Source organism: Amycolatopsis nigrescens CSC17Ta-90 (assembly GCF_000384315.1).
Lineage (GTDB): Bacteria > Actinomycetota > Actinomycetes > Mycobacteriales > Pseudonocardiaceae > Amycolatopsis > Amycolatopsis nigrescens.
This window is the reverse complement of record NZ_ARVW01000001.1, coordinates 6,798,982-6,821,591: the sequence shown is the minus strand read 5'-3', so window position 1 is coordinate 6,821,591 and position 22,610 is coordinate 6,798,982. Positions and strand designations below refer to the sequence as shown.

Annotated in this window: 20 protein-coding genes; 12 read left to right on the top strand and 8 right to left on the bottom strand. The window is 71.5% G+C overall.

The features are described 5' to 3' along the window. Positions 1 to 331: 331 nt before the first annotated feature. The 3 genes from AMYNI_RS0132360 to AMYNI_RS0132350 all read left to right on the top strand — a co-directional run bounded on the left by AMYNI_RS0132360 (position 332) and on the right by AMYNI_RS0132350 (position 4,221). Positions 332 to 2,620 carry a LuxR C-terminal-related transcriptional regulator gene (locus AMYNI_RS0132360; RefSeq protein ID WP_020672253.1) on the top strand — a complete coding sequence of 763 codons (2,289 nt, stop codon included), beginning with the start codon at positions 332 to 334 and terminating at the stop codon, positions 2,618 to 2,620. Positions 2,621 to 2,713: 93 nt separating this feature from the next. Continuing rightward, positions 2,714 to 3,331 carry a class I SAM-dependent methyltransferase gene (locus AMYNI_RS0132355; RefSeq protein WP_020672252.1) on the top strand — a complete coding sequence of 206 codons (618 nt, stop codon included), beginning with the start codon at positions 2,714 to 2,716 and terminating at the stop codon, positions 3,329 to 3,331. A gap of 38 nt (positions 3,332 to 3,369) precedes the next feature. Further along, positions 3,370 to 4,221 carry an aldo/keto reductase gene (locus tag AMYNI_RS0132350; protein ID WP_020672251.1) on the top strand — a complete coding sequence of 284 codons (852 nt, stop codon included), beginning with the start codon at positions 3,370 to 3,372 and terminating at the stop codon, positions 4,219 to 4,221. Here the strand turns inward: AMYNI_RS0132350 and AMYNI_RS0132345 are convergent. Further along, complete coding sequence (locus AMYNI_RS0132345) at positions 4,214 to 4,711, bottom strand: pyridoxamine 5'-phosphate oxidase family protein (RefSeq protein WP_020672250.1); 498 nt, start codon at positions 4,709 to 4,711, stop codon at positions 4,214 to 4,216. The genes AMYNI_RS0132350 and AMYNI_RS0132345 overlap by 8 nt on opposite strands. Positions 4,712 to 4,772: 61 nt before the next feature. Continuing rightward, complete coding sequence (locus AMYNI_RS0132340) at positions 4,773 to 5,660, bottom strand: LysR family transcriptional regulator (RefSeq protein ID WP_020672249.1); 888 nt, start codon at positions 5,658 to 5,660, stop codon at positions 4,773 to 4,775. A gap of 92 nt (positions 5,661 to 5,752) precedes the next feature. On the opposite strand from AMYNI_RS0132340, the gene AMYNI_RS0132335 reads away from it, so the two are divergent. Then, entirely contained in the window at positions 5,753 to 6,514 is a 762-nt protein-coding gene (locus tag AMYNI_RS0132335) for a sulfite exporter TauE/SafE family protein (RefSeq protein WP_020672248.1), read from the top strand. Continuing rightward, positions 6,511 to 6,993: a hypothetical protein gene (locus tag AMYNI_RS0132330; protein ID WP_026361218.1), complete on the top strand. Its 483-nt coding sequence runs from the start codon at positions 6,511 to 6,513 to the stop codon at positions 6,991 to 6,993. The genes AMYNI_RS0132335 and AMYNI_RS0132330 overlap by 4 nt, the downstream gene beginning before the upstream one ends. A gap of 4 nt (positions 6,994 to 6,997) precedes the next feature. On the opposite strand, the gene AMYNI_RS0132325 is transcribed toward AMYNI_RS0132330, so the two are convergent. Then, positions 6,998 to 7,612: a hypothetical protein gene (locus tag AMYNI_RS0132325; RefSeq protein WP_020672246.1), complete on the bottom strand. Its 615-nt coding sequence runs from the start codon at positions 7,610 to 7,612 to the stop codon at positions 6,998 to 7,000. 106 nt (positions 7,613 to 7,718) lie between these two features. Between AMYNI_RS0132325 and AMYNI_RS0132320 the strand changes: the two genes are divergently transcribed. Together AMYNI_RS0132320 and AMYNI_RS0132315 are read left to right on the top strand one after the other, a co-directional pair. Then, on the top strand, positions 7,719 to 8,159 hold the full coding sequence (locus AMYNI_RS0132320) for an Hsp20/alpha crystallin family protein (RefSeq protein WP_020672245.1): 441 nt from the start codon (positions 7,719 to 7,721) through the stop codon (positions 8,157 to 8,159). A 64-nt stretch (positions 8,160 to 8,223) separates the two neighbouring features. Next, the gene (locus AMYNI_RS0132315; RefSeq protein ID WP_020672244.1) at positions 8,224 to 8,706 is read left to right on the top strand and encodes a DUF6292 family protein; all 483 of its coding nucleotides are present in this window, start codon (positions 8,224 to 8,226) and stop codon (positions 8,704 to 8,706) included. Here the strand turns inward: AMYNI_RS0132315 and AMYNI_RS0132310 are convergent. Both AMYNI_RS0132310 and AMYNI_RS0132305 read right to left on the bottom strand, forming a co-directional pair. Beyond that, positions 8,652 to 11,672 (bottom strand): amidohydrolase family protein, encoded by a 3,021-nt coding sequence (locus tag AMYNI_RS0132310; RefSeq protein ID WP_020672243.1) that lies wholly within the window; start codon positions 11,670 to 11,672, stop codon positions 8,652 to 8,654. The two genes, AMYNI_RS0132315 and AMYNI_RS0132310, sit on opposite strands and share 55 nt — an antisense overlap. Positions 11,673 to 11,711: 39 nt before the next feature. Further along, positions 11,712 to 13,295 (bottom strand): outer membrane protein assembly factor BamB family protein, encoded by a 1,584-nt coding sequence (locus AMYNI_RS0132305; protein WP_020672242.1) that lies wholly within the window; start codon positions 13,293 to 13,295, stop codon positions 11,712 to 11,714. Positions 13,296 to 13,556: 261 nt separating this feature from the next. On the opposite strand from AMYNI_RS0132305, the gene AMYNI_RS0132300 reads away from it, so the two are divergent. Further along, positions 13,557 to 14,270 carry a DJ-1/PfpI family protein gene (locus tag AMYNI_RS0132300; RefSeq protein WP_020672241.1) on the top strand — a complete coding sequence of 238 codons (714 nt, stop codon included), beginning with the start codon at positions 13,557 to 13,559 and terminating at the stop codon, positions 14,268 to 14,270. Between the two features lie 52 nt (positions 14,271 to 14,322). Here the strand turns inward: AMYNI_RS0132300 and AMYNI_RS0132295 are convergent, their stop codons facing one another. Next, entirely contained in the window at positions 14,323 to 15,174 is an 852-nt protein-coding gene (locus tag AMYNI_RS0132295; protein ID WP_020672240.1) for a class I SAM-dependent methyltransferase, read from the bottom strand. Positions 15,175 to 15,254: 80 nt separating this feature from the next. On the opposite strand from AMYNI_RS0132295, the gene AMYNI_RS0132290 reads away from it, so the two are divergent. Both AMYNI_RS0132290 and AMYNI_RS0132285 read left to right on the top strand, forming a co-directional pair. Further along, the gene (locus AMYNI_RS0132290; protein ID WP_020672239.1) at positions 15,255 to 15,821 is read left to right on the top strand and encodes a helix-turn-helix domain-containing protein; all 567 of its coding nucleotides are present in this window, start codon (positions 15,255 to 15,257) and stop codon (positions 15,819 to 15,821) included. Positions 15,822 to 15,905: 84 nt separating this feature from the next. Further along, positions 15,906 to 16,754 carry a peptidoglycan-binding domain-containing protein gene (locus AMYNI_RS0132285; protein ID WP_040407520.1) on the top strand — a complete coding sequence of 283 codons (849 nt, stop codon included), beginning with the start codon at positions 15,906 to 15,908 and terminating at the stop codon, positions 16,752 to 16,754. A 188-nt stretch (positions 16,755 to 16,942) separates the two neighbouring features. Here the strand turns inward: AMYNI_RS0132285 and glpK (AMYNI_RS0132280) are convergent, their stop codons facing one another. Together glpK (AMYNI_RS0132280) and AMYNI_RS0132275 are read right to left on the bottom strand one after the other, a co-directional pair. Then, entirely contained in the window at positions 16,943 to 18,460 is a 1,518-nt protein-coding gene (gene glpK / locus AMYNI_RS0132280) for a glycerol kinase GlpK (protein ID WP_020672237.1), read from the bottom strand. Next, positions 18,457 to 19,227, bottom strand: coding sequence for an IclR family transcriptional regulator (locus tag AMYNI_RS0132275; protein ID WP_026361217.1), 771 nt, complete (start codon positions 19,225 to 19,227; stop codon positions 18,457 to 18,459). The genes glpK (AMYNI_RS0132280) and AMYNI_RS0132275 overlap by 4 nt, the downstream gene beginning before the upstream one ends. Positions 19,228 to 19,345: 118 nt before the next feature. Here AMYNI_RS0132275 and AMYNI_RS0132270 point away from each other — a divergent pair, with 118 nt between their 5' ends. Together AMYNI_RS0132270 and glpK (AMYNI_RS0132265) are read left to right on the top strand one after the other, a co-directional pair. Next, positions 19,346 to 21,058, top strand: a complete 1,713-nt coding sequence (locus AMYNI_RS0132270) for a glycerol-3-phosphate dehydrogenase/oxidase (RefSeq protein WP_020672235.1) — start codon at positions 19,346 to 19,348, stop codon at positions 21,056 to 21,058. A 29-nt stretch (positions 21,059 to 21,087) separates the two neighbouring features. Then, positions 21,088 to 22,596 carry a glycerol kinase GlpK gene (gene glpK, locus AMYNI_RS0132265; RefSeq protein WP_020672234.1) on the top strand — a complete coding sequence of 503 codons (1,509 nt, stop codon included), beginning with the start codon at positions 21,088 to 21,090 and terminating at the stop codon, positions 22,594 to 22,596. Positions 22,597 to 22,610: the final 14 nt, after the last annotated feature.

Genomic DNA, 22,610 nt, shown 5'->3' with positions numbered 1-22,610 from the left:
CCGGAGGAAGACATCGCAGGCTTGTTCGAGCCATTCGCCCGGAGCTGAGGAATGTTCCGGCCGCGCCGCCGGAACTGTTCACCGCCGGAAGAACTTTAGGGTTTCCGATCACCGGAACGCAAGCACACGCACGGGAGCCGGCGAATATGCGCACAACTGTCATAGCCCGAAGTCGCTTCTGTATACCTTGGTGACAAAGATGTCGCGCCGGGGCCGGCAGGACCGGTCACCGCCGGCCACGCCACCCCTCTCCCGTTCCAGTGCTTTTCGGAGTACAACTGTTCACTGGCAGTGAACATGGGCCGCGGACGGGACTGGGTGGTGGCAAGACTTGGCCGAAAGTCAGACCGAGGAGTACCCGACCGGCTACCCGCCGGCGGAACGGACTTCCTACGTCGGACGGGACACCGAGATCCGCGAAGCCAGGTCGCTGCTGGAAGAGGCCGCGCTGGTCACGCTGACCGGGCCGGGCGGCGTCGGCAAGACCAGGCTCGCGCTGCGCACGGCCGCGGCGGCACGGGCCTCGTTCGGGGAGAACGTGGTGTTCGTCGGCCTCGCCGAGCTGCACGAGCCCGAGCTGCTGGTCAGCACCGTCGCCGACCGGCTGGGGCTGGGCGACAGGTCGGCCCAGCCGCCGATCGACCTGCTGGTGGATCAGCTCCGCGCGCGCCGGCTGTTGCTGGTGCTGGACAACTGCGAGCACCTGGTGGACGCCTGTGCCGCGTTCGCCGACATCCTGCTGCGGTCCTGCCCGGAGCTGGTCGTGCTGGCGACCAGCCGGCAGTCCCTCGGCGTGATGGGCGAGCGCGTGCTGCCGGTGCCGCCGCTGGCCGTGCCCGATCCCGGCCGTCCCGCGGACGAGCTGACGCGGTACGACGCCGTGCGGCTGTTCGTCGACAGGGCGACCGCCGTGGTGCCAGGGTTCAGCCTCGATGAGGACAACGCCGAGGACGTCGTCCTGCTCTGCCGTGCCCTGGACGGGATGCCGCTGGCGATGGAGCTGGCCGCGGCGCGGTTGCGCACCCTGTCCGTCCGCCAGCTCACCGAGCGGCTGAACGACCGGTTCACCCTGCTCACCGGCGGCAGGCGAACGGGACCGGACCGGCACTCGACGCTGCAGGCGCTGGTGGACTGGAGCCACGGGCTGTGCACCCGCGAGGAACGGCAGCTGTGGGCGCACGCGTCGGTGTTCGCCGAGAGCTTCGACATCGAGGCCGCCGAGGCCGTCTGCGCCGACGGCGAGCTTCCCCGTGACGCGGTGCTGGACGCGGTGGACGGGCTGATCGACAAGTCCATCCTGTTCCGCGAGGAACTGCACGGCGTGGTCCGGTACCGGATGCTGGAGACGATGCGGCAGTACGGCGAGGACCAGCTCCACGCGATGGGGCGGGGAGCCGGGATGCGGCTGCGGCATCGTGACTGGTACCTGGAGCTGACCCGGAGGTTCGAGGCCGAATGGCTCGGCCCCGAGCAGGTGGCCTGGATCAACCGGCTCAAACGGGAGCACGCCAACCTGCGCGCGGCGCTGGACTTCTGCGTGCACGACCCCGGCGAGGCGGTGGTCGGGCTGCGGATGATCCGGGCGTTCAAGGAGTACTGGGTGCTGCGCGGGCTCAACACCGAAGGCCGGATCTGGCTGGGCAGGCTACTGGACGCGGCACCGGCCGACGCCGCGGGCCGGGCCTACGGCCTGTGGATCTACGCGTTTCTCGCGCTGGTGCAACGAGATCTGCGCGCCTACGAGACCGCGGTGACGCAGGCGGCCGAAGTGGCCGAGGAGACCGGCGACGAGCAGGCGCAGGCCTACGTGCACCACGTGCGCGCCTACGCCGCCCTGATCGGCGACGACAACGGCAACGCCAGCAAGCTGTTCCAGCTGGCGGCCGGGATGTTCCGCGACTGCGCGGACGTCGGCGGCGAGCTGTGGTCGACCTACAACTACGGGCTCGCCCGCAGCCTGGCCGGCGACCTGACCGGCGGCCGCGAAGTGCTCCGCCGCAGCGCGCGGGCGTGCGCGGCCACCGGTCAGGACTTCTGGCGGTCGTGGACCCTGTGGTCCCGCAGCGCGGCCGAGTACCTGTGCGGGGACATCGAGGAGGCCAAGAAGGCGGGCCGCGAGCTGTTGCGGCTGCAGCACAAGGTGGACGACCGGCTGATCATCGCGTTCACCCTGACCGTGATGGCCGGCTGCGCCGTGCACAGCGACCTGCCGGCCAGAGCCGCCAGGCTGTTCGGCGCCGCGACCACCGTCTGGCAGTCCCTCGGCACCGCACCGACCAACTACGCCGCCTTCATCGAACCGCTCCGGCGCGCGAGCGAGCTGGTGGTCGGCAGGCTCGGCGCGGAGCAGGCCTTCCGGGAGGCCCGCGCCGGCGCCGCGCTTTCCCTCACCGAAGCGCTCGCGTACGCCTTGGACGAGGAGCCCGCCGGCAACCCGCTGACCAAACGCGAGAACGAGATCGCGGTGCTCGTCGGGAAGGGCATGACCAACCGCGAGATCGCCGGCCACCTCGTGATCGCCCGGCGGACCGCGGAAACCCATATCGAGCACATCCTGGGCAAGCTCGGTTTCACCAACCGCGCGCAGATCGCCGCCTGGGTCGCCAAACCCCGGCGCTGATCTCGATTTGCTGTTTCCGCAAGGAATCTTGCCGATCGGCCGGGCGCGGGGCAGAGTCGGTGCGGAAATGGTGACGAGGAAGGAAGATCAGCGATGGACCAGCAGTTGTGGGACGAGCGGTACCGCGGCCAGGACCAGCTTTTCAGCGGGAACCCGAACGGGGTGCTGGTCGCCGAGGTGACCGGACTGGCGCCGGGCCAGGCGCTCGACGTGGGCTGCGGCGAGGGCGGCGACGCGCGCTGGCTGGCCGGGCAGGGCTGGCGCGTCACGGCGATCGACATTTCGCAGGTGGCACTGGAGCGCGCGGCGGCCAGCTCCACCGACTTCGCCGGTGAGGTGGCGTGGACCCGCGCCGACCTGACCAGGACACCACCACCGGCCGGCGCGTTCGATCTGGTGTCGGCGCAGTACTTCCCGCTCCCCCGCGAGACCGGGCACCGGGCGCTGCACGGCCTGCTGGCCGCGGTCGCCCCCGGCGGCACCCTGCTCTTCGTCGGCCACTCCCTCGCCGACCTGCCACCGAAAGAGGAGCTCGGCGTCGACCCGAACCAGTACTACCGCCCCGACGAGATCGCCGGGCTGCTCGGCGACGGCTGGACCGTCCTGATCGACGAAACCCGCCCGCGAACCGCCGCCGCCCCGCCGGGCACCCACCACGCCAACGACACCGTCCTCCGCGCCGTCCGCCACCCGGGAACCGCCGATGGGTAGTGTCCAGGTCCTGTTGAGGACAAGGATGGTTGCGGCACATGACATCGAGCACGTTCGACATCGGCGGGGACATCCGGGTCAAGCGGCTCGGGTTCGGGGCCATGCGGCTGCCGACCGAACCGGGCCCGGCCAGGGACGGCTCGATCGCGGTGGCCCGGCGTGCCGTCGAACTCGGCGTCACCCTGATCGACACCGCGCACCTGTACGGATGGGGCGCCAACGAGGAGTTGCTCGCCGAGGCGCTGCATCCCTACCCGGACGATCTGCTGATCACGACCAAGGTCGGGGTCACCAGGCCGAGCCCGGACGAGTGGGTGCTCGACGGGCGGCCGGAAGTTCTGCGCGAGCAGGTCGAGCACGCACTGCGCCGGCTGCGGGTGGACCGGATCGAACTGCTCCAGCTGCACCGGATCGCGCCGAACGTGCCGCTCGCCGAACAGCTCGGTGCGCTGCGGCAGCTCCAGATCGAGGGCAAGATCGGCCGGCTCGGCCTGTCCGAGGTCACCGTCGCCGAGCTCGAACAGGCGCGGGGCCTGGTCGAGGTCGCGAGCGTGCAGAACCGCTACAGCCTGCTCGACCGCGAACACGAGGCCGTGCTCGATGCCTGCACCGCGGCCGGGATCGCCTTCCTGCCGTGGCGGCCCGTCGCGGTGGCGGTCGCGGAAGCCAGGGCCGAGATCGCCGCGGTGGCGGCCGAACTCGGCGCCACCGCGGCGCAGGTGTCGCTCGCCTGGCTGCTCGACCGGTCACCCGTGGTGCTGCCGATTCCGGGCACCGCGACGATCGGCCACCTGGAGGAGAACGTCGCCGCGGCGGATCTGCGGCTGAGCGCCGAGCAACGGCGGCGGCTCGACCGGATCCCGCCGCGCGAGGAATCCGCCGTCACCTGACGTAGCGCGTCTGACCGTACGGCGCCTTGGTGAAGACCAGCACCTTCGACGGCGTGACCCCGAAGACCACGGCCGGGTTCCCGACCGACATGGTGTCGAGGAAGACGCCGTCGCCGACGACGTACTCCCAGTCGATCTTGTCCTTCCACCGTGCGGCCAGGCTGACCAGCGTGTCGTTGTCGCTGACCCGGCCGACGGTGCCTTCGACCACGACGTCCACGCCGGAGCGGAAGGTATTGGTGCCGGTGGTGAGCACGCAGTGGGTGTTCGCCTCGATGTTCCTCGCCTTCTGCTCGTGCGCGCCGGTGCAGAAGTACAGCCTGCCGTCCAGCCAGATCGCCGGCAGCGGGGCGACGTGCGGGCGGCCGTCGCGGCGGACCGTGGACAACCAGAACATCTCCGCGGACTCCAGCACCGCCACCACCTCGTCCCATGGCAGGGCGGTGGCCTCCGGTTCGCTGAACTCTTGCACGAGCTGAGTCGACTCCATCTTGGTCCTCCAAGGTTTCCGAAGCGGTATCCGCCTATGGAGACCAGACGGCCTGGCGAAACTAATCGGCGGCGCGGCGCAGATGCCCGGCGAGCGCCGCGGCGGCCACCGGGGAACTCCGGGCACTGGCGCCCCAGGCGAGCAGATGGTGGCGGCGTGCCCAGGGGTCCTGGAGATCGCACACCTCAAGCGGCTGACCGGGGTTGAGCGCGCGGCGCGGCACCACGGCCAGTCCCACCCCGGCCGCGGCGAGGGCGACGAGGGTGCTCAGTCCGGCCACGCTGGTGCGGTACCGGGCGACCGGGGCGTGCGGGCCGAGGTTCTTCTCGATCCAGCGGCGCAGCGAAGAATCGGCGTCCAGCCCGACGAGCGGGTGCTCGGCGACCTCGCGGTAGGTCAGCGCGGTCCGCCCGGCCAGTATCCCGCCGGCCTGGCCGATCACCACCAGCGAGTCGTCGCCGAGCGGTTCGGTGTCGAGGCCGCAGTCTCGGGCCTCGTCGTCGAGGACGACCCCGAGGTCCGCTTCGCCGTCGGCGAGCATCCGCACGGTCCGCGGCGTCCGGCACTCGGAAACGGTGACGTCGACGTCGGGATGCTCGCGCAGGAACGGAATCAGGGCCTGGGGCACCAGCCGGTGCATCGCGGAGCCGCCGGCCAGCAGGGTCAATGGCGCGGCAGGCGAGCGGGTGTAGCTCGCAACGGCACCTTCGAGCCGCGCTGTCTGGGCGAGCACGTCGCGGGCGTGGCGGGCCAGTGTCGTGCCGGCCGGGGTGGGCCGCACCCCTCGCCTGCCGCGGACCAGCAGTGCCACCCCGGCGTGGTGTTCCAGCGAGCGCACCCTGGCGCTGGCCGAAGGCAGGCTCAGGTGCATCCGGCGGGCACCGGCCGTGATCGACCCCTCCGCGACGATGTGCCGGAACAGCCGCAGGTCGTCCAGGTCGTAACGCACCGCATCAGCCTATTAGAGCCTATGGCACAGGCTTAGGCTTGGTACACCGATCGCGCATTGCGCACCCCGCGCGCCGCCGTGATGCTCGGCGGGTGGCCGAGATCCTCTTTGTCCTGCTGGCCGGTATCGCCGCCGGCGCGTTGAACGCCGTCGGCGGCGGAGGCACCTTCGTGGCACTGCCCGCGCTGGTCGCGGTCGGCCTGCCGCCGGTCACCGCGAACGCGTCGACCACCGTCGCGCTGGTGCCGGGGGCGGTGGCCAGCGCCTGGGTCTACCGGCGCGAGCTGACCTCCGTCGGAGCGACTTCCACGAGGGCGCTGACCGTGGTGAGCGTGCTCGGCGGCGGACTCGGCGCCGGGCTGCTGCTGGTGCTGCCGTCGGCTTCGTTCGACGCCGCGGTGCCGTGGCTGCTCGCGTTCGCCACCGTGGTCCTCGCGTTCGGGCGCCGCCTGTCCGGGGCGTTGAGCGCGGCGCTGGGGCGCTCGGCGAACCTCGGCTCCGGTGCGGTGCTGATCGCCCAGTTCCCGCTGGCGGTCTACGGCGGATACTTCGGCGGTGCCGTAGGCATCCTCATGCTGGCGTTGTGGAGCGTCGGGCTCGGGCTGGACGCGGCGGCCGGCAACCCGATGCGGATCGCCCAGCTCGCCGCCATCTACCTCGCCGCGACCGCGCTGTTCCTGATCGCTTCGGACGTGCTCCGGTCCCCGCTGCCGCTGGCCGGCATGCTGACCGGTGCGGTGGCCGGCGGTTTCGCCGGCGCCCACCTCGCCCGCCGCCTCTCCGCGCGGCTGCTGCGCGGTGTGGTGCTGAGCATCGCGGTGACCATGACCGTCCTCTACTTCGTGCGCGCATGAGCACCTCTCCAGCGGATCTCACGGATGCCGCGCGAGCCCGGCTGGTGATGGCCTACGAGGCGTGCGAACTGGCCGAACTCGCGCGCGCGGCGGTGCCGGTCGGCGCCGCCGAGCCGGGCACCGTGCTCGCCGACGCCGCGCACGTGTTGGTTGCCGCGCAACGGTTCTTCGAAGCGGCCGCCGTGTTCGAGCGCCTGGCGGGCGCCGGCTGGCAGCTCATCGGCGACACCACCGGCGTGCCGGCGCAAACCGCGCGGAACCGCTTCGCCGCGGCCGAAATCCGCCTCCGCGAAGAACTTTCCGGCCACCGGACGCCGAGGCACGCCGGTGACGACAGCTGGTGCCGGGCGCACGCGATCCGCGAACCCGCCGAAGCCGCGCTCGACCTCGACGACTGGGTCCGCCGCCACGAGGACGGCGAAAACCTCGGCGCCACACCGGTCTCCGATGGACTGTCCAAAATAGACGATCCTGGATAGACCGCTACTGGTCGCGAGCGCGCCGGGTGTCGGCGGCGTCGCGGCGCAGCCGTCCGGCCTGCTCGGCGACGGTGGTGAGCCTGGCCGCGAGCGCATGGTGGTGCTCGGCGATGTGCGGGTGCGCGTCCGCCAGCGGTGCGAGCAAGGTCGCGGCGTCGTTGTCCCCGAGCGCCCGCTGGACGCGTTCGGCGTGTTCCTGAGCGGTGGCGCCCAGCCCGTCCAGCGCGCTGACCTGCCCGGCCAGCTGCCGCAGCGACGCGGAGTTCTCCCGCGCCCAGGACGCCACCGCGCGGTCTCCGGCCCGTTTGTCCCGCTCGGCCCGCACGCGGCCCTCCCCCGTGGTCTCCCCGGTCACCGAAGGTTGCAGGCGCAGGTAGCGCCGTTCGGCGGCCTGCCTGCTGGCGACCCCGAGCGCGGGCGCGAGCACCGCCCAGCTCACCCCCTCGGCGCGGGCCGCGGTGATCAGCTCCGGCTCCCAGGCCGCCAGCTCGTCCCGGACCCCGCGCAGTGCGGCGAGCGCGTCCAGCACCCGCGCGGTGTCGGTGGCACCGACCCGAGCGGCTTCCAGCGCCGCCTCGATCAGGCGGATGGCGTCGGCCGGTTCGTCCACCGTGCCCATGTTGGTCATCCTCTCGACGACATCACGCTTGTCATCATTTAGACGACATGTTAGAACAGTGGTGCGTATTGACACCAGACGCAGATCAACCGGAGGTGAACCGACGATGTTGATGCGCACCGACCCGTTCCGCGAACTGGACCGCCTGACCCAGCAGGTATTCGGCACTACCGCCGGCACCTGGTCGAAGCCCGCGGCGATCCCGATGGACGCCTGCCGAGCCGGGGACGAGTTCGTGGTCCGCTTCGACCTGCCCGGCGTCGACCCGGAGGCCATCGAGCTCGACGTCGAGCGCAACGTGCTCACCGTGAAGGCCGAACGCCGTCCGCTCGAGTCGAAGGACACCGTGGAGATGCAGGTCGCCGAACGGCCCTTCGGCGTCTTCTCCCGGCAGCTCTTCCTCGGCGACACCCTGGACACCGAGCAGATCAAGGCCGACTACGACGCCGGCGTGCTCACCTTGCGCATCCCGGTCCGGGAACAGGCGAAACCACGCAAGATCGCCATCTCCCGGTCCTCCGCCGAACCCAAGACCATCAGCGCCTGACCACGACCCGTCGCCGCCCCGCCACGGCGGGCGGGGCGGCGACCACGGCGAAAGGTTCGACCACGTGAACACCCTGATGGGCGTGGCGGGCGGAGCCGATCTCCGGCTCGTCCGCGGGCTGCGCGGCTACCTGGCCGCCGTGGCCACCGCGGCCGGTGTCGGCATGGAGTCCTGCACGGTGGATTTCGGGGGCACCGGCGCTCCGATGTCGGCCTACATCGCGCTCGACCACCGGCTACCGCGCTTCCCCGACCGCGATCTGGCCCTGGTGTGGGACGAGCGGCACGGCTGGGCCCTCGCGGTGGAGACCCACTCCGGCGAGGACCTCATCGTGCTCACCTATCTGGACAACGGCGACGTGCTCCCCGAACCGGCCGAAGTGGCGAGCTTCCTCGCCGCGGCACGCGCGAACGACCCGGCCCCCGGCAGGCCGGACCCGCCGGGGCACCGGCGACCGGGCGACCAGGACGCGCTGACCGACCGGCTGGACCGCTACCGGCTCGCCGACCCGGGCAGGAACGGCGCCAGCAGTTCGTCCCTCTGGTAGAGGCGGCCGTTCTTCAGCACCATCGGCACCCTGGCCAGATCGCTGATGTTCCGGGTGGGATCGCCTTCGCTGAAGAGCAGATCGGCGAGCTTGCCCGGCTCGACGGTGCCGAGCTCGCGGTCCACCCCGAGCTGACGGGCGGCGGCCAGCGTCGCGGTCTGCAGTGCCTGGTGCGCGGAAAGGCCGTACTTCGTCATGCCGCGGAGGTTGAGGTGCAGGCTCACCGCGGTGACGTCCAGCGGCGCGTCCGTGCCGGCGACCACGGTGCCGCCGGCGGCCAGGATGCGTTTGAGCACGGCGACGTCGCGGCGGGCCGCTTCGGCGTTGCCGTCCAGGAAACCGCACGGGCCGGTGCCCTGCGCGCAGCGCAGCTTGGCCAGCAGGGTCTCCTGCTGCGCCGCGGTGAACAGCGTGCGGACCCTGGGGTCGTCGACGATGCCGGGGTCGTCCGCGAGCAGCGCGCTCGCGCTGAACAGGGTGCTGCTGACCGCCATCCCGCCCTTGGTCAGCAGCTGGATCACGTCGTCGTAGACGATGCCGAGCGAGGCGTTCTGCGAGAACCCGAAGCCCCACCTGGTCGGCCCGGCGAGGTGTTCCTGCATGTCCACCCCGTGCGCGATGGCCGGGTACAGGTAGTGCGAGGTGGTCGGGATGCCCATCGCGTGCGCCGCAGCGGTCACCGCGGCCTGCCAGTCGTCCGGGAACCGCTGGTAGGTCTTGATCAGGTCGTAGCCGAGCTCCCGCGCCCGCGAGAGCTCCAGCTCGAGCTGCCCGGAGTCGGCGATCTGCCGGGCGAACTCCCAGGACAGGCGCGGGCCTTCGAACATTTCGCCGGTCATGAAGAACCGCGGCCCCACCCTGGCGCCGGCGGTGAGCGCCTCGCGGTCCTCCAGCGCCCGATAGGCCGGGTCGCCGGTCGAGCGGGTGGTGGTGATGCCGAAGGAGAGCAGCAGGCGGCCCTGCCGGTCGCCGAACGATCTGGACCGCATGTGCTGGTGGTTGTGCATGTCGATCAGCCCCGGGGTGACCGTCAGCCCGGACGCGTCCACGAACCGGTGACCCGGGTGGGACCGGTCTCCCCGGTGCGGTTCGATGCTCCGGATCCGGTTGCCCTCCACCACGAGGTCGACGTCCGTGCGCGGCTCCGGGGCGCGGCCGTCCCACAGCCGCCCGGCGTGGATCACCAGGCGCTCCCCTGGCTGGTCCGGGGTGTACGCCAGTTTCGTGGTCACCTCCCTGGTGCCCGAACCGTCCAGTGCGACCAGCCGCAGCCGGCCGTTGTGCAGGTACAGCAGGCGCTGCGAGTCACCGCTCCAGCTGGGCGCGTCGGAAGCGTGCTCGGTGAGCGCACGCGCCGGTCCGGTCGGGGTGCCGCGCGGGTCCACCGGCAGCACCCAGAGCGTGCCGCGCAGGCAGAACGCCAGCCAGCGGCCGTCCGGCGACCAGACCGGGCCGTCGTCGCCGCGCGCCGAGATCGAGCCGAACGGCGCCGGCTCGATCACCCTGGTGCCACCGGAAGCCACGTCCACCAGCTGGATCTGGTTGCGCTGCTGCGCGGACACGGTGAAGGCCAGCGTCCGGCCGTCCGCGGACCAGCTCGGCCGGCCCGGCGTGTTGACCGGGCCGAGGATGGTGCGCACCGGCCCGCCCGCGGCGTCCACCGCCAGCGTCCGGAACCGGTCGTCCTGGAAGACGAGGGTCCGGTCGTCGGGCGAGAACGCGGGGGCGAACTGGGCGCCGGGCAAGTCGGTCACCCGGCGTTCGGTGCCCGTTTCCGGGTCGAGCACGTAGATGTCCTGGGTGCCGGCCTTGTCCGAGGCGTAGGCGAGCCGCCGCCCGTCGTGCGACCAGGCGGGGTCGGTCTTGTAGTACGGATCGTCGGTGAGCCGCCGCGGCGCGCCGCCGATCGGCTGCAGCCAAAGCTGGTTCAGCGCGATGAAGACGACCGACCCGCCGTCCGGGGACAGCGCCGGCGCGACGATGCCCCGCGCCTGCTGCTCGCGGCGGGAGTCGAAGTCGTACCGCTTGCGCGGGTAGCGATCGCGGACCAGCCGGAAGGTCGCGGAGAACGGGACGATGGCGGCGGCGTCCGTGCTGAGCCGGGACACCACGATCTTGCCGTTGGCGCCGTAGAGCAGTTCGTCCGGGGACAGCCAGGCGGCGGGGAACGGAAACGCGTCGTCGTAGCTGCCCGCCGGCTTTTCGGTGCCCGGCGCGGCCGAAACCATCAGCCGCTGCACCCGGTCACGGGCCCGGATGAACGCGATCCGCCCGCCGTCCGGCGACCACGACGGGGCCGAGACGAAACCCGGCGCGGCCGGCACCAGGACGCGGGTCGCGCCGGTGGCCAGGTTGACTGCTTCGATGGCATTTTCCCGCACGTAGGCCACTTCCCGGCCGTCCGGCGACCAGGTCGGCTGCGACGCCGGGGTGACCGTCGAGGTGACCCGCCGCAGCGCACCGGTCCGCGCTTCGACGGTCCAGATGTCGTTCGAGCCCTGCCGCGCCGAGGTGAAGGCGATCAGCTCGCCGTCCGGCGACCAGGCCGGGCACAGGTCGTCGTACTCCCCTGAGGTCAGCTGCCGCACGGCCCGGCCGTCCGGGGTGAGGGTCCAGATGTGGAACATGCCGCCGGCGAAGGACTGCACGGCGATCAGCTCGCCGTCCGGTCTGAGCGAAGGCCAGAACGGGGTCAGGAAGTCGTCGCTGAAGGGGGTCGCCGTCCCGCCTGCCCGCGCCACGGTGAACAGTTTTCCCTGCAGGTGCAGGATGATCCGGTCGCCGCCGGGCCGGGCGGTGACGGCAAGGTTGGTGCCCTCCTGCACGGTGACACCGATCTCTTCGCCGGAGACCTTGTCGTCCGTGCGGCCGGTGGCGGCGGCCGCTCCCGGTGCCGTGCCGAGCATGGGGACCAGTACCGGGGTGAGTGCGGCACCGGCGAACTGGCGGCGGTTCATCGCGTTCATCTGAGTGTCCTTCTTGGATGTCCTTTGTAGACTTTGGAGTCAGAGGCCGAAGGCGAGCAGCACGGTGCCGTGTTCGCTCGGGTAGCTGGGCCAGTAGCCCGCCTGGACGTAGAGCATGCCGCCGGCCACCACGGCGCCACCGTTGCCGGAGAGGGCGCTGCCGTGCCCGGTGCGCCCGTTCACGCCGGGGAAGTCGCGGATGGTGTCGTACTCCCAGAGGACTTCGCCGGTGTGCGAGGAGTAGATCCGCATCGTGCCGTCATTGCTGCCCTCGTAGAGCAGGCCGGGACTGGTGGTGACCGCCGGGGTGTGCGCGAGCGCGCAGATCTCCGGATGCTCGGCGGCCCCGCCCCACTGGCAGCCGTTGGCCGGGTTCGGCGTCTGCCACCGCACGTCCCCGTTGGCGGGGTTCAACGCGAACACCTTGCCCGGGTTGGCGAAGTAGGTGGCCGCGTACAGCCACCGGCCGTCGTAGCTGCTGCCCCACTGGATGCCGGTGAGCCCGCCGCCCGGCATCGGCTCGGAAAGCTGCCGGCGCCAGGCAACCTCGCCGGTGTGCGCGTCGAAAGCGTGGTAGACGCCGTTCTTCTGGCCGATCCCGACCAGCGTGCGCCCGCCGGCCCGGACGAGGGTGGGGGTGGCGCCGAGGTCGTAGTCGAGCGCGGTGCCGTCCTTGAGACCCGGGCAGTAGCCCTCCGCGTCGGGGTAGCCGCAGAGCACCCGCCAGGTGTCGGACTTGGTCACCTGTTGCTTCCAGCGGACCGCGCCGCTGCGCGCGTCGAGCGCCAGCAGGGTGTCGAAGTCGCCCGCGCTGCCGGTGTAGTTCTGCCCGGTGCCGACGTAGAGGGTGCCGGTGCGCTCGTCGACGACCGGCGAGCTCCACACTCCCGCGCCGGAGGGCTCGTACTTGACCGCGCCGCTCGGCCAGGTCCCGGCCGGCCGCGGCTCGGGCACGGTGAAGTACCGCCAGACCAGCTCACCGGTTTCGGCGTCGATCGAGTCGAGATGACCGCGGAAGGTGCAGCAGGGGTACTGGCGGTCGGTGCTGAGCATTTCCCCGCTGGAGGCGCCGACGTAGATCCGGCCGTCGTGGTACAGCGGCGAGCTGGTGTGCATCCCGGCCGGGTGCGATTCGGTGTTCCTGGCCCACACCAGCTTCCCGGTCCGCTGCTCGAGCGCGTACAGGTAGCCGCGCGCGTCACCGAAGTAGACCTTGCCGCGGGCCACGGCCGGCCCGTCCGTCACCACCCCGCCAACCCGACCTGGCTCGACCGAAGCCAGGTCGAAACTCCATTTCGCGGCACCCGTTCGCGCGTCCAGTGCGTGGAATTTGCCGTCCGGACTGCCGAAGAAAATGTCACCGCCGACCACGGCGGGCTGGCTTTTCGCCGGAAAACCGGTCTTGGGATAGGCGAAGGCCCATTTGAGTTTCAACTTTCCGGCCGTAGCCGGATTAATCCGGTGCTCGGCCGGGTTGAAGCGGGAGCCGGAACTGTCGCCCTGCCAGCTCGGCCAGTCACCGCGCCGCGCAGGCTCACCGCTCGCGCTCACCACACCGCTGAGAAACAGAATCGTGACACCGGCCAGCGCCATCAGCCGTGATTTCACCCGCACAAGGGTCATTTCGAATCCTCCGGCGATTGTCCCCGGCGAACCGTACTGCCCGCCGCGCGAAACCAACCAGGGCCGGCGTTGGTGTTCACCGAATTCGCGGCATACGATCGTTTTATCGATCAGCGGTATTCGCCGGATGGCCGGTACCCGCTGCCTGCGGATGACCTATTGGAAAACCGGCACCGGCGCGGTAGGGATCACGGCGGGAACCCCGGCACCGGCGGATCCGACTTCTGGGCTACGCACGGTTTCACCGGAGAGGGAGAGCTCATGGATCGCCGGACGTTTCTTCGCACCTCGGGCCTGTCCGCCACCGCACTCGGCGGGGTGGCCGCAGGTTCGGCCACCGCGGCCGCCGGACCGAGGACCATGGACAAGCCCCTGCGCGTTCAGCTGCTGATGTTCGACGGCGTCGAAGAGCAGGACTTCGCGGGACCGCTGGAAGTTCTCGCGCTGGCGAGCAAGCTCGGCGAGCCGGTCACCATGACCATGGTGACCGCGGATCGCCCGGGGCGGATCCGGGCCAGTTTCGGCACGGAAATCGCCGTCGGCAACGGCTGGTCCCCCGGCGACGCCGATCTGCTGGTGGTGCCGGGAGGCGGGTACACCAACCCGGACGGGCCGGGCGTGCACCAGGTGATCAAGCAGCAGCGGACGCTGGCGGCACTGGCCGCCGCGCACGCCTCGGGGGTGCTGATGACGGCGCTGTGCACCGGGGTGATGGTGCTGTCCGCGGCCGGGCTCACGAAGGGACGGCCGTGCACGACCCACCGCGGCGCCAGGGCCGACCTCGCCGCGCAGGGCGGGAAACTCGTGGACGCGCGGGTGGTCGACGACGGCGACCTGGTCACCTCCGGGGGCATCACCTCGGGCCTCGACCTCGCGCTGTGGCTGCTGGAACGGGAACTCGGCGCCGCGACCGCGGTGAAAGTGGAGAACATCCTGGAGTACGAGCGCCGCGGCTCGGTCTGGCGCCCGAACTGACCGCGTGACACCGCCGGGGCACCTCGAGGGTGCCCCGGCGCGGACCTTCCGGTCAGTTCTGGGGCCGGTGGCCGAAGTGCACGGTCTTCGCGGTCAGCAGGAACAGGTCCGGACGCCGGTCGACACCGGCCGGGTCGGCCGGGTCGAGCAGCCGGTCCAGGGTGGCCAGGTCGCCGGCGTCCAGCAGCTCAGCGAGCCCGCCGCGGCAGCGCTCCAGCGTCCGCCGCACCGACCGCCGCGGCCCCTCGTCCAGCGGCGCGGGCCGGTCCACCAGGAAGGTCTTGCTCCGCACCTCGGTGAGCCCCGCGGCCCGCAGCATGCCCGGCCAGTCCTCGACCACCGCCACCGAACCCGGCAGCTCGGCCCGCATCCGGCTGAACCGCTCCGCCATCGCCGCGTCCAACCGGGACTGCAGCGCGGGACGGCCGAAGCCGAGGTCGCGCGGCAGCGAGCTGGACGGCAGGCCACCCTCGACGATGGCCAGCACACCGCCCGGCTCCAGCAGCCCGGCCAGCCGGTTCAGCGCGTCCTGCTGGTCGCCGACGTGGTGCACGACCTGCCCGGACCACACCAGGTCCGCCGTGCCCAGTCCGGCCAGCCCGTCCGGGAACTCGGCCACCCTGGTCCGCAGGGACACGCCGAGCCGCTCGGCCCGCTCGCGGGCGCGGGCCAGCAGCTCCGGCGCCCCGTCCACCGCGGTGACCTCGGCCTGCCCGAACACCGCCGCCAGCCGGCAGGCCGCGACCCCTGGACCACTGCCGATGTCCAGGATCCGCCGTGGCTTCAGGTGTTCGAGCTCCTCCAGTGCCTGTCGCACGTAGGGGCTGTGCGTCTCACCTTCGAGCTCCAGCATGTCGGCCATCGCGGCCCAGTCGAAATCGTTGACCGCACCAGGTTTTTCCATGGTTGGGCACCTCCTGGTACCCACCATGCGCCGACCCCGGAGTGCTTGACAAATCTTGTTGCTGTTTCTGCAATAGACGGATGGAAGACGTACTCGCCGCGGTCGGACCGAGGCTCAAGCACATCCGGCAGCAGCGCAACTGCACCCTGGCGTCGCTGTCGGGCACCACCGGGATCTCGGTCAGCACGCTGTCCAGGCTGGAGTCCGGGCAGCGCAAGCCGAGCCTGGAGCTGCTGCTGCCGATCGCGCACGCGCATCAGGTGCCGCTGGACGAGCTGGTCGGCGCGCCACCGGTCGGCGACCCGCGGGTGCGGCTGAAGCCGCACCGGCACGGGGACCTGACGGTGGTCCCGCTGACCCAGCAGCCCGGCGGCCTGCAGGCGTTCAAGATGGTCATCGGCACCAGCCGCAGCGAACCCGACCCGCGTACCCACGAGGGCTACGAATGGCTGTACGTGCTCAGCGGGAAACTGCGGCTGGTACTCGCCGAGCACGACGTGGTGCTCAAGATCGGCGAGGCTGCCGAGTTCGACACCCGGCTGCCGCACTGGTTCGGCAGCACCGGGGAGGCACCGGTGGAAATCCTCAGCCTGTTCGGGCCGCAGGGCGAGCGCATGCACACCAGGGCGCGACCCCGCGACAAATAGCGCACGCGTTTGTACGCCGCTTGTATCCGCACCGGTCACGCTGGCCGCACGCCTGCTTCGGACCAGTGGAGGACAGTCATGGGGATGCGATCGGAAGTCTTCGGGAGGAGGCGGCTCACCCAGGTCGCCGCGGCGGCCGTGCTGACGCTCGCGGTGGCCGCACCGGCGCAGGCGAGCGCACTCGTGGCACTGCCGGCGGCCAACATGGAGGCGGTGCTCAAGGCGGCGCAGATCGACCCGCGCCGGGCCGACAGCGCGCTGACCCCCGGCAGCAAGGACAGCGTGCTGCTGGTGGAGCAGGCGCTGGCCGCGAAGGGCCTGCTGACCGCCCAGTACGTGGACGGTCACTTCGGCACCTCGACCATCTCCGCCTACGCGGCCTACCAGCGCTCGCTGGGCTACACCGGGATCGACGCGTCCGGCCTGCCCGGCCAGACCTCGCTGCAGAAACTGGGCGCCGAGCGGTTCACCGTCGGCAACGTGGTCACCGCGGGCGCCAAGGTCACCTACCACGGGGCGCTGATGAACACCCGCACCAAGGCGATGCTGGTGGCCGCGGAGGGCCTGCTCGGCAGGCAGCTCGGCATCACCCAGGGGTCCTACAACCCCGGCGGGGTCGGCGGCTCGGCCGGCACTCATGACGGTGGCGGCGCACTGGACATCTCGGTGTCCGGAATGACCGCGGAGACCAGGACGACGGTCGCCAGGAACCTGCGCAAGGTCGGCTTCGCGGCCTGGGTCCGCACCCCTTCGCAGGGCGACTGGGGCTACCACATCCACGCGATCGCGGTGTCCGATCCCGACCAGTCCAGCGGCGCGCAGCACCAGGCCGGCGACTACTACCTCGGGCTCAACGGCCTGGCCAACCGCGGCGCCGACGACGGCCCGGTCGTCACCCCGAAACTGACCTGGGAGGAATACCAGCGCAGCTGACACCCGCCCCCTGCGCCCCCGTCGCCGTGTTTGCCGCTCACGTCACCGAGTTGGCCACTCCGGGCATCGAGTTGGCCCGTTCGCGGCGATGACCCCGTGGTCGCAGTCGGTCGAAAGCCTGCCGGAACCGGCCAACTCGGTGTCGCAGACGGCCAACACGGCGGCCGGGAGGGCAAACACGCCGGTGGTCAGGAGGGCTCGTGGGGGCGGCGGCCCCACACCGACGCCGTGTGCACCGCGTGCCGCCAGTTGCCCAGTTCGGCTTCCCGCCGCGCCGGGTCCAGCTCCGGCAGCCATTCGGCGGCGCGGCGCCAGTGCCCGCGCAGCACCCGGCGGTCCGGCCAGTAGCCGACCGCGAGCCCGGCCGCGTATGCCGCGCCGAGCGCGACGGTCTCGGTCATCATCGGCCGCACCACCGGGATGCCGAGGAAGTCGGCCACCAGCCGCATCAGCAGGTTGTTCGCCGTCATGCCGCCGTCCACGGCCAGGCTGGTGGCCGGCACCCCGGCGTCGGCGTTCATCGCGTCCACCACGTCCCTGGTCTGCCACGCGGTCGCCTCCAACACCGCGCGGGCGATGTGCTCCTTGCGCACGTACCCGGTCAGCCCGACGATCACGCCCTGCGCGGTGCTGTCCCAGTGCGGGGCCAGCAGCCCGGAAAAGGCGGGCACCACATAGCATCCGCCGTTGTCGTCCACAGTGGACGCAAGCGTCTCGATCTCGGCCGGGGAGCGGATCAGGCCGAGGTTGTCCCGGCACCACTGCACGATCCCGCCGCTCATCGCGACCGAGCCCTCCAGCGCGTACACCGCGTCCTCGCCGCGCATCTTGTGCGCCACCGTGGTGATCAGGCCGTGCCTGGACCGGACGAGCTCGGTGCCGGTGTTGAGCAGCAGGAAGCTTCCGGTGCCGAAGGTGCACTTCGCCTGCCCCGCCTCGAACGCGGTCTGCCCGAACAACGACGCCTGCTGGTCGCCGATCACCGCGCCGATCGGGATGCCCGGCACCCCGGCCGCCGTGACGCCGAAACCGCCGATGGTGGGCTCGATCGCGGGCAGCATCGCCGGTGGGATGCCGAACCGGTCGAGCAGTTCGGCATCCCAGTCGAGCGTCTCCAGGTTCATCAGCATGGTGCGGCTGGCGTTGGTCACGTCGGTGACGTGCCGTCCGCCGTCGGCGCCGCCGGTGAGGTTCCAGACCAGCCAGCTGTCCATGGTGCCGAACAGCAGGTCGCCGGACTCGGCGCGGGCGGCCAGCTCCGGATGGTGGTCGAGCAGCCAGCGGAGCTTGGGCGCCGAGAAGTAGTTGGCCAGCGGCAGCCCGGTGCGGGCCCGCAGGTCGGCCGGGGCGACGGAACGGGCCCAGCCGTCGAGCAGTTCCTCGGTGCGGGTGTCCTGCCAGACCACCGCCCGGTGCGCGGGACGGCCGGTCCGCCGGTCCCAGACCACGGTGGTCTCGCGCTGCCCGGTGATGCCCAGCGCGACCACGTCACGAGCCTCGGCGCCCGCGTCGTGCAGCGCCTTCGGGAGCAGTTGCGCGACCTGCGACCAGATTTCCGCGGGATCGTGCTCCACCCAACCCGGCCTCGGGTAGTACTGCCGGTGCCGCTGCCGGCTCACCGACACCAGCCGGCCCTGGCGGTCGTAGAGCACGCACCTGGTCGAGGTGGTGCCCTGGTCGATCGCCGCGACATAACGCTCGCTCATCGGTGCCGCCCGTGCCCGAGTTCGCGCGAGATGGACCGTCCCGCGCGCAGCACCTGCGTCACCAACGCCTGGCGGGGGCGCAGCTTGTCGTCGAACAGCCGCTCCGGCGGCCCTTCGATGCCCACCGCCGCGACCACGTAGCCGCCGTGGTCGCGGATCGGGGACGCGATGCCCGACAGGCCGGCCTGCTGCTCCTCGACGGACACCGCGTGGCCGAGGTCCCTGACTTCGGCCAGCTCGCGCTGCAGCGCCCGGCGGTCGGTGGTGGTCCGGCCGGTCAGCGGCTCCAGCTCGGCGTGGTAAAGGCTGCGGGCGGCACCGGGCTCGAACGCCAGCAGCACCTTGCCCAGCGCGCTGGCGTGCAGCGGAAAGTGCGTCCCGGTGCGCAGCACCTGCCTGCTGCCGTCGGCGCGGAACACGTGGTGCGCGGTCACCGCGTGGCCGTCGGCGAACGCGGCGACCCGGACCGACTCACCGGTGCGCGCGGCCAGCGCGTCCGCCCAGTCGACCGCGTGGGAGCGCAGTTCGTTCAGGTCCATCGGTCGCGGGCCGAGCCGGAACACGTCCGCCGCCACCCGGTACGGCCCGCCGGCCACGTCCTGCTCGACGAAGCCGACCTCCTTCAGCGTCCGCAGCAGGCCGTGCGCGGTGCCCTTGGGCAGGCCGAGCGCGTCGGCGATGACGCCCAGCTCCATCGGCTCACTCCCGTCCGCCAGCAGGCGCAGCATGGCCGCCGCCCGCTCCACCGACTGCACCAGGCCCCGCACCCGGCCCACCCTAGGTGAGGGCGTTCGGCATTGCCGAACGGAGTCCGTTGTCGGGCCCCGTCCGCTGTCGTAGCTTCCGGCACATAACGCCTGCGAAAACGGAAGGTCGTACCCAGACATGAGCAACGCCGCTTTGTCCCCGGAGAACCGCCGCCGGGCCCTGACGTCCATGGCCGACACCGAACTGGACGTGCTGGTGATCGGCGCCGGGGTGGTCGGCGCCGGCGCCGCGCTGGACGCGGCGGGCCGGGGGCTGCGGGTGGGCCTGGTGGAGGCGCGCGACCTGGCCTCCGGCACGTCGAGCCGGTCGTCGAAGCTGGTGCACGGCGGGCTGCGCTACCTCAAGCAGCTGCACTTCCCGCTCGTGTTCGAGGCGCTGCGCGAACGCAGCCTGATCCTGAACAAGCTCTGCCCGCACCTGGCCAAGCCGGTCGAGTTCATCTACCCACTGGAGCGGCGGGGCATCGACCGGGTGTACGTGGGCGCCGGAGTGGGCGTGTACGACGTGCTCGGCGCGGGCCGTGGAGTGCCGTCGCATCACCGCCATCTCAGCGCGCGGAAGATGCTGGAGACCTTCCCCGGCGCCAGGAAGGGTGCCGTCCACGGCGGCGTCAAGTTCTACGAAGGCCAGCTCGACGACGCCAGGCACACCATGATGCTGGCCCGCACCGCCGCCGCCACCGGCGCGCTGGTGGCCACCAGCGCACTGGTCACCGGCTTCCTGCGCGACGGCAACCGGGTGACCGGCGCCGTGCTGCGGGACCTCGAAACCGGGCAGGAGCACGAAATCCGCGCCCGGCGGACGATCAACGCGGCCGGAGTGTGGACCGACGAGCTTCAGGACAAGGCGGAGACGAAGCGGCAGTTCAGGGTGCGCGCGTCCAAGGGCGTGCACGTGGTGGTCCCGCGTGCGGCCATCGACTCCCGCACCGGGCTGATCACCGAGACCGAGAAGAGCCTGCTGTTCATCATCCCGTGCCCGTGGAGCGACGACCTGTGGGTGATCGGCACCACCGACACCCCGTGGCAGCACGACCTCGCGCACCCCGCGGCCACCAGCCGCGACATCGACTACATCCTCGGCCACGCCAACCGGCTGCTGGCCAAGCCGCTCACCCGCGACGACGTGGTCGGCGTCTACGCCGGGCTGCGGCCGCTGCTGGCCGGCGAGTCGGACGACACCAGCAAGCTGTCCAGGGAGCACACCGTGGTCACCGCCGCCCCCGGTCTGGTGCTGGTCGCCGGCGGCAAGTACACCACCTACCGCGTGATGGCCGACGACGCGGTGAACGAGGCGGTCAAGGACTTTCCGCGCCCGGTGGCCAGGTCGAACACCCGTGACCAGCCGCTGCTCGGCGCGGACGGCTACCAGGCGCTGTGGAACAACCGGGCCAACCTGGCGGCGAACGCCGGACTCGAGGTGCCGGTGCTGGAGCACCTGCTCGGCCGGTACGGCAGCCTGGTGCACGAGCTGCTCGACCTGATCGAGCTGGACCCGGAACTGGCCGAGCCGCTCACGCACGCCCCGCGCTACCTGAAGGCGGAGGCGTACTACGCGGTCTCGCACGAGGGCGCGCTGCACCTCGACGACATCCTGACCCGCCGCCTGCGCGTCTCGGTGGACACCTGGGACCGCGGCACGGAAAGCGCCGCCGAGGTGGCGGCGCTGGTCGGCCCGCTGCTCGGCTGGGACGCCGAGACCGCGGCCTACGAGGTCGACCGCTACCGGGCGCGGGTCGAAGCCGAACGCGAGTCGCAGGTCCAGCCGGACGACCGCACCGCCGACGCGGAACGGCTCGGCGCACCGGAGGCCAGGGTCGGCGCCAGGTAACGGCGACCGGCGAGCTGGAAGGGATCCGGATGCAGCAGTTCGTGCTGGCGATCGACCAGGGCACCACCTCCACCAGGGCGATGGTCTTCGACCACGCCGGGCGGGCGGTCTCGATCGACCAGAAGGAGCACGCGCAGATCCTCCCGCGGGCGGGCTGGGTGGAGCACGACCCGTGCCAGGTGTGGGAGAACACCATGGCGGTGACCGCGGCGGCGCTGGCCAAGGCCGAGCTGACCGCGTCGGACATCGCGGCGGTCGGGGTCACCAACCAGCGGGAGACGGCGGTGGTGTGGGACCGGCGGACCGGGCGGCCGGTGCACAACGCGATCGTGTGGCAGGACACCCGCACCGAGGAGATCGTCGCGAAACTGGCCGGCGCACAGGGCCGCGACCGGTACCGGGCGAAGGTGGGGCTGCCGCTGGCCACCTACTTCTCCGGACCCAAGATCGGCTGGATACTGGACAATGTGGACGGTGCCAGGGCGGCGGCGCAGGCCGGGCACCTGATGTTCGGCACCATGGATACCTGGGTGCTGTGGAACCTGACCGGCGGGGTGCGCGGCGGCCTGCACCTGACCGACCCCACCAACGCGTCCCGCACCATGCTGATGGATCTGTCCACTTTGTCCTGGGACGCCGAGATCGCCGAGGAGATGGCCATTCCGCTGTCCATGCTGCCGGAGATCCGGTCCTCTTCGGAGGTGTACGGGCACTGCCGCGGGCTCGACGCGCTGGCCGGGGTGCCGGTGGCCGGTGACCTCGGCGACCAGCAGGCGGCTACCTTCGGGCAGGCCTGCCTGTCCCGCGGGGAGGCCAAGAACACCTACGGCACCGGCAACTTCATGCTGATGAACACCGGCACCGAGCGGGTTCCGTCGAAGCACGGGCTGCTCACCACCGTGTGCCACCAGCTCGGCGGGCAGGAGCCGGTGTACGCACTGGAAGGGTCGATCGCGGTCACCGGGTCGCTGGTGCAGTGGATGCGGGACAACCTCGGGCTGATCTCCGACGCCGCCGAGATCGAGGCGCTGGCCACCACCGTGGACGACACCGGCGGCGCCTACATCGTCCCGGCGTTCTCCGGCCTTTTCGCGCCCTACTGGCGGCCGGACGCCCGCGGCGCCATCGTCGGGCTCACCCGCTACGTCACCAAGGGTCATCTCGCGCGCGCCGTGCTGGAGGCCACCGCGTTCCAGACCAGGGAGGTGCTGGACGCGATGAACGCCGACTCGGGTGTGCGGCTCACCGCGCTCAAGGTCGACGGCGGCATGGTGGTGAACGAGACCCTCATGCAGTTCCAGGCCGACATTCTCGGGGTGCCGGTCATCCGTCCCGTGGTCAGCGAAACCACCGCGCTCGGCGCGGCCTACGCCGCCGGCCTTGCCGTCGGATACTGGAACGGCGAGGCGGACGTTCGCGCGAACTGGGCCGAGGGCGAACGCTGGGAACCGCGGCTGGACGAGGCAGCCAGGAACCGGCGATACGCCCAGTGGCAGAAAGCGGTCACCAAATCGTTCGACTGGGCCGACGCCGCTTAACGGCTCAGACGGCG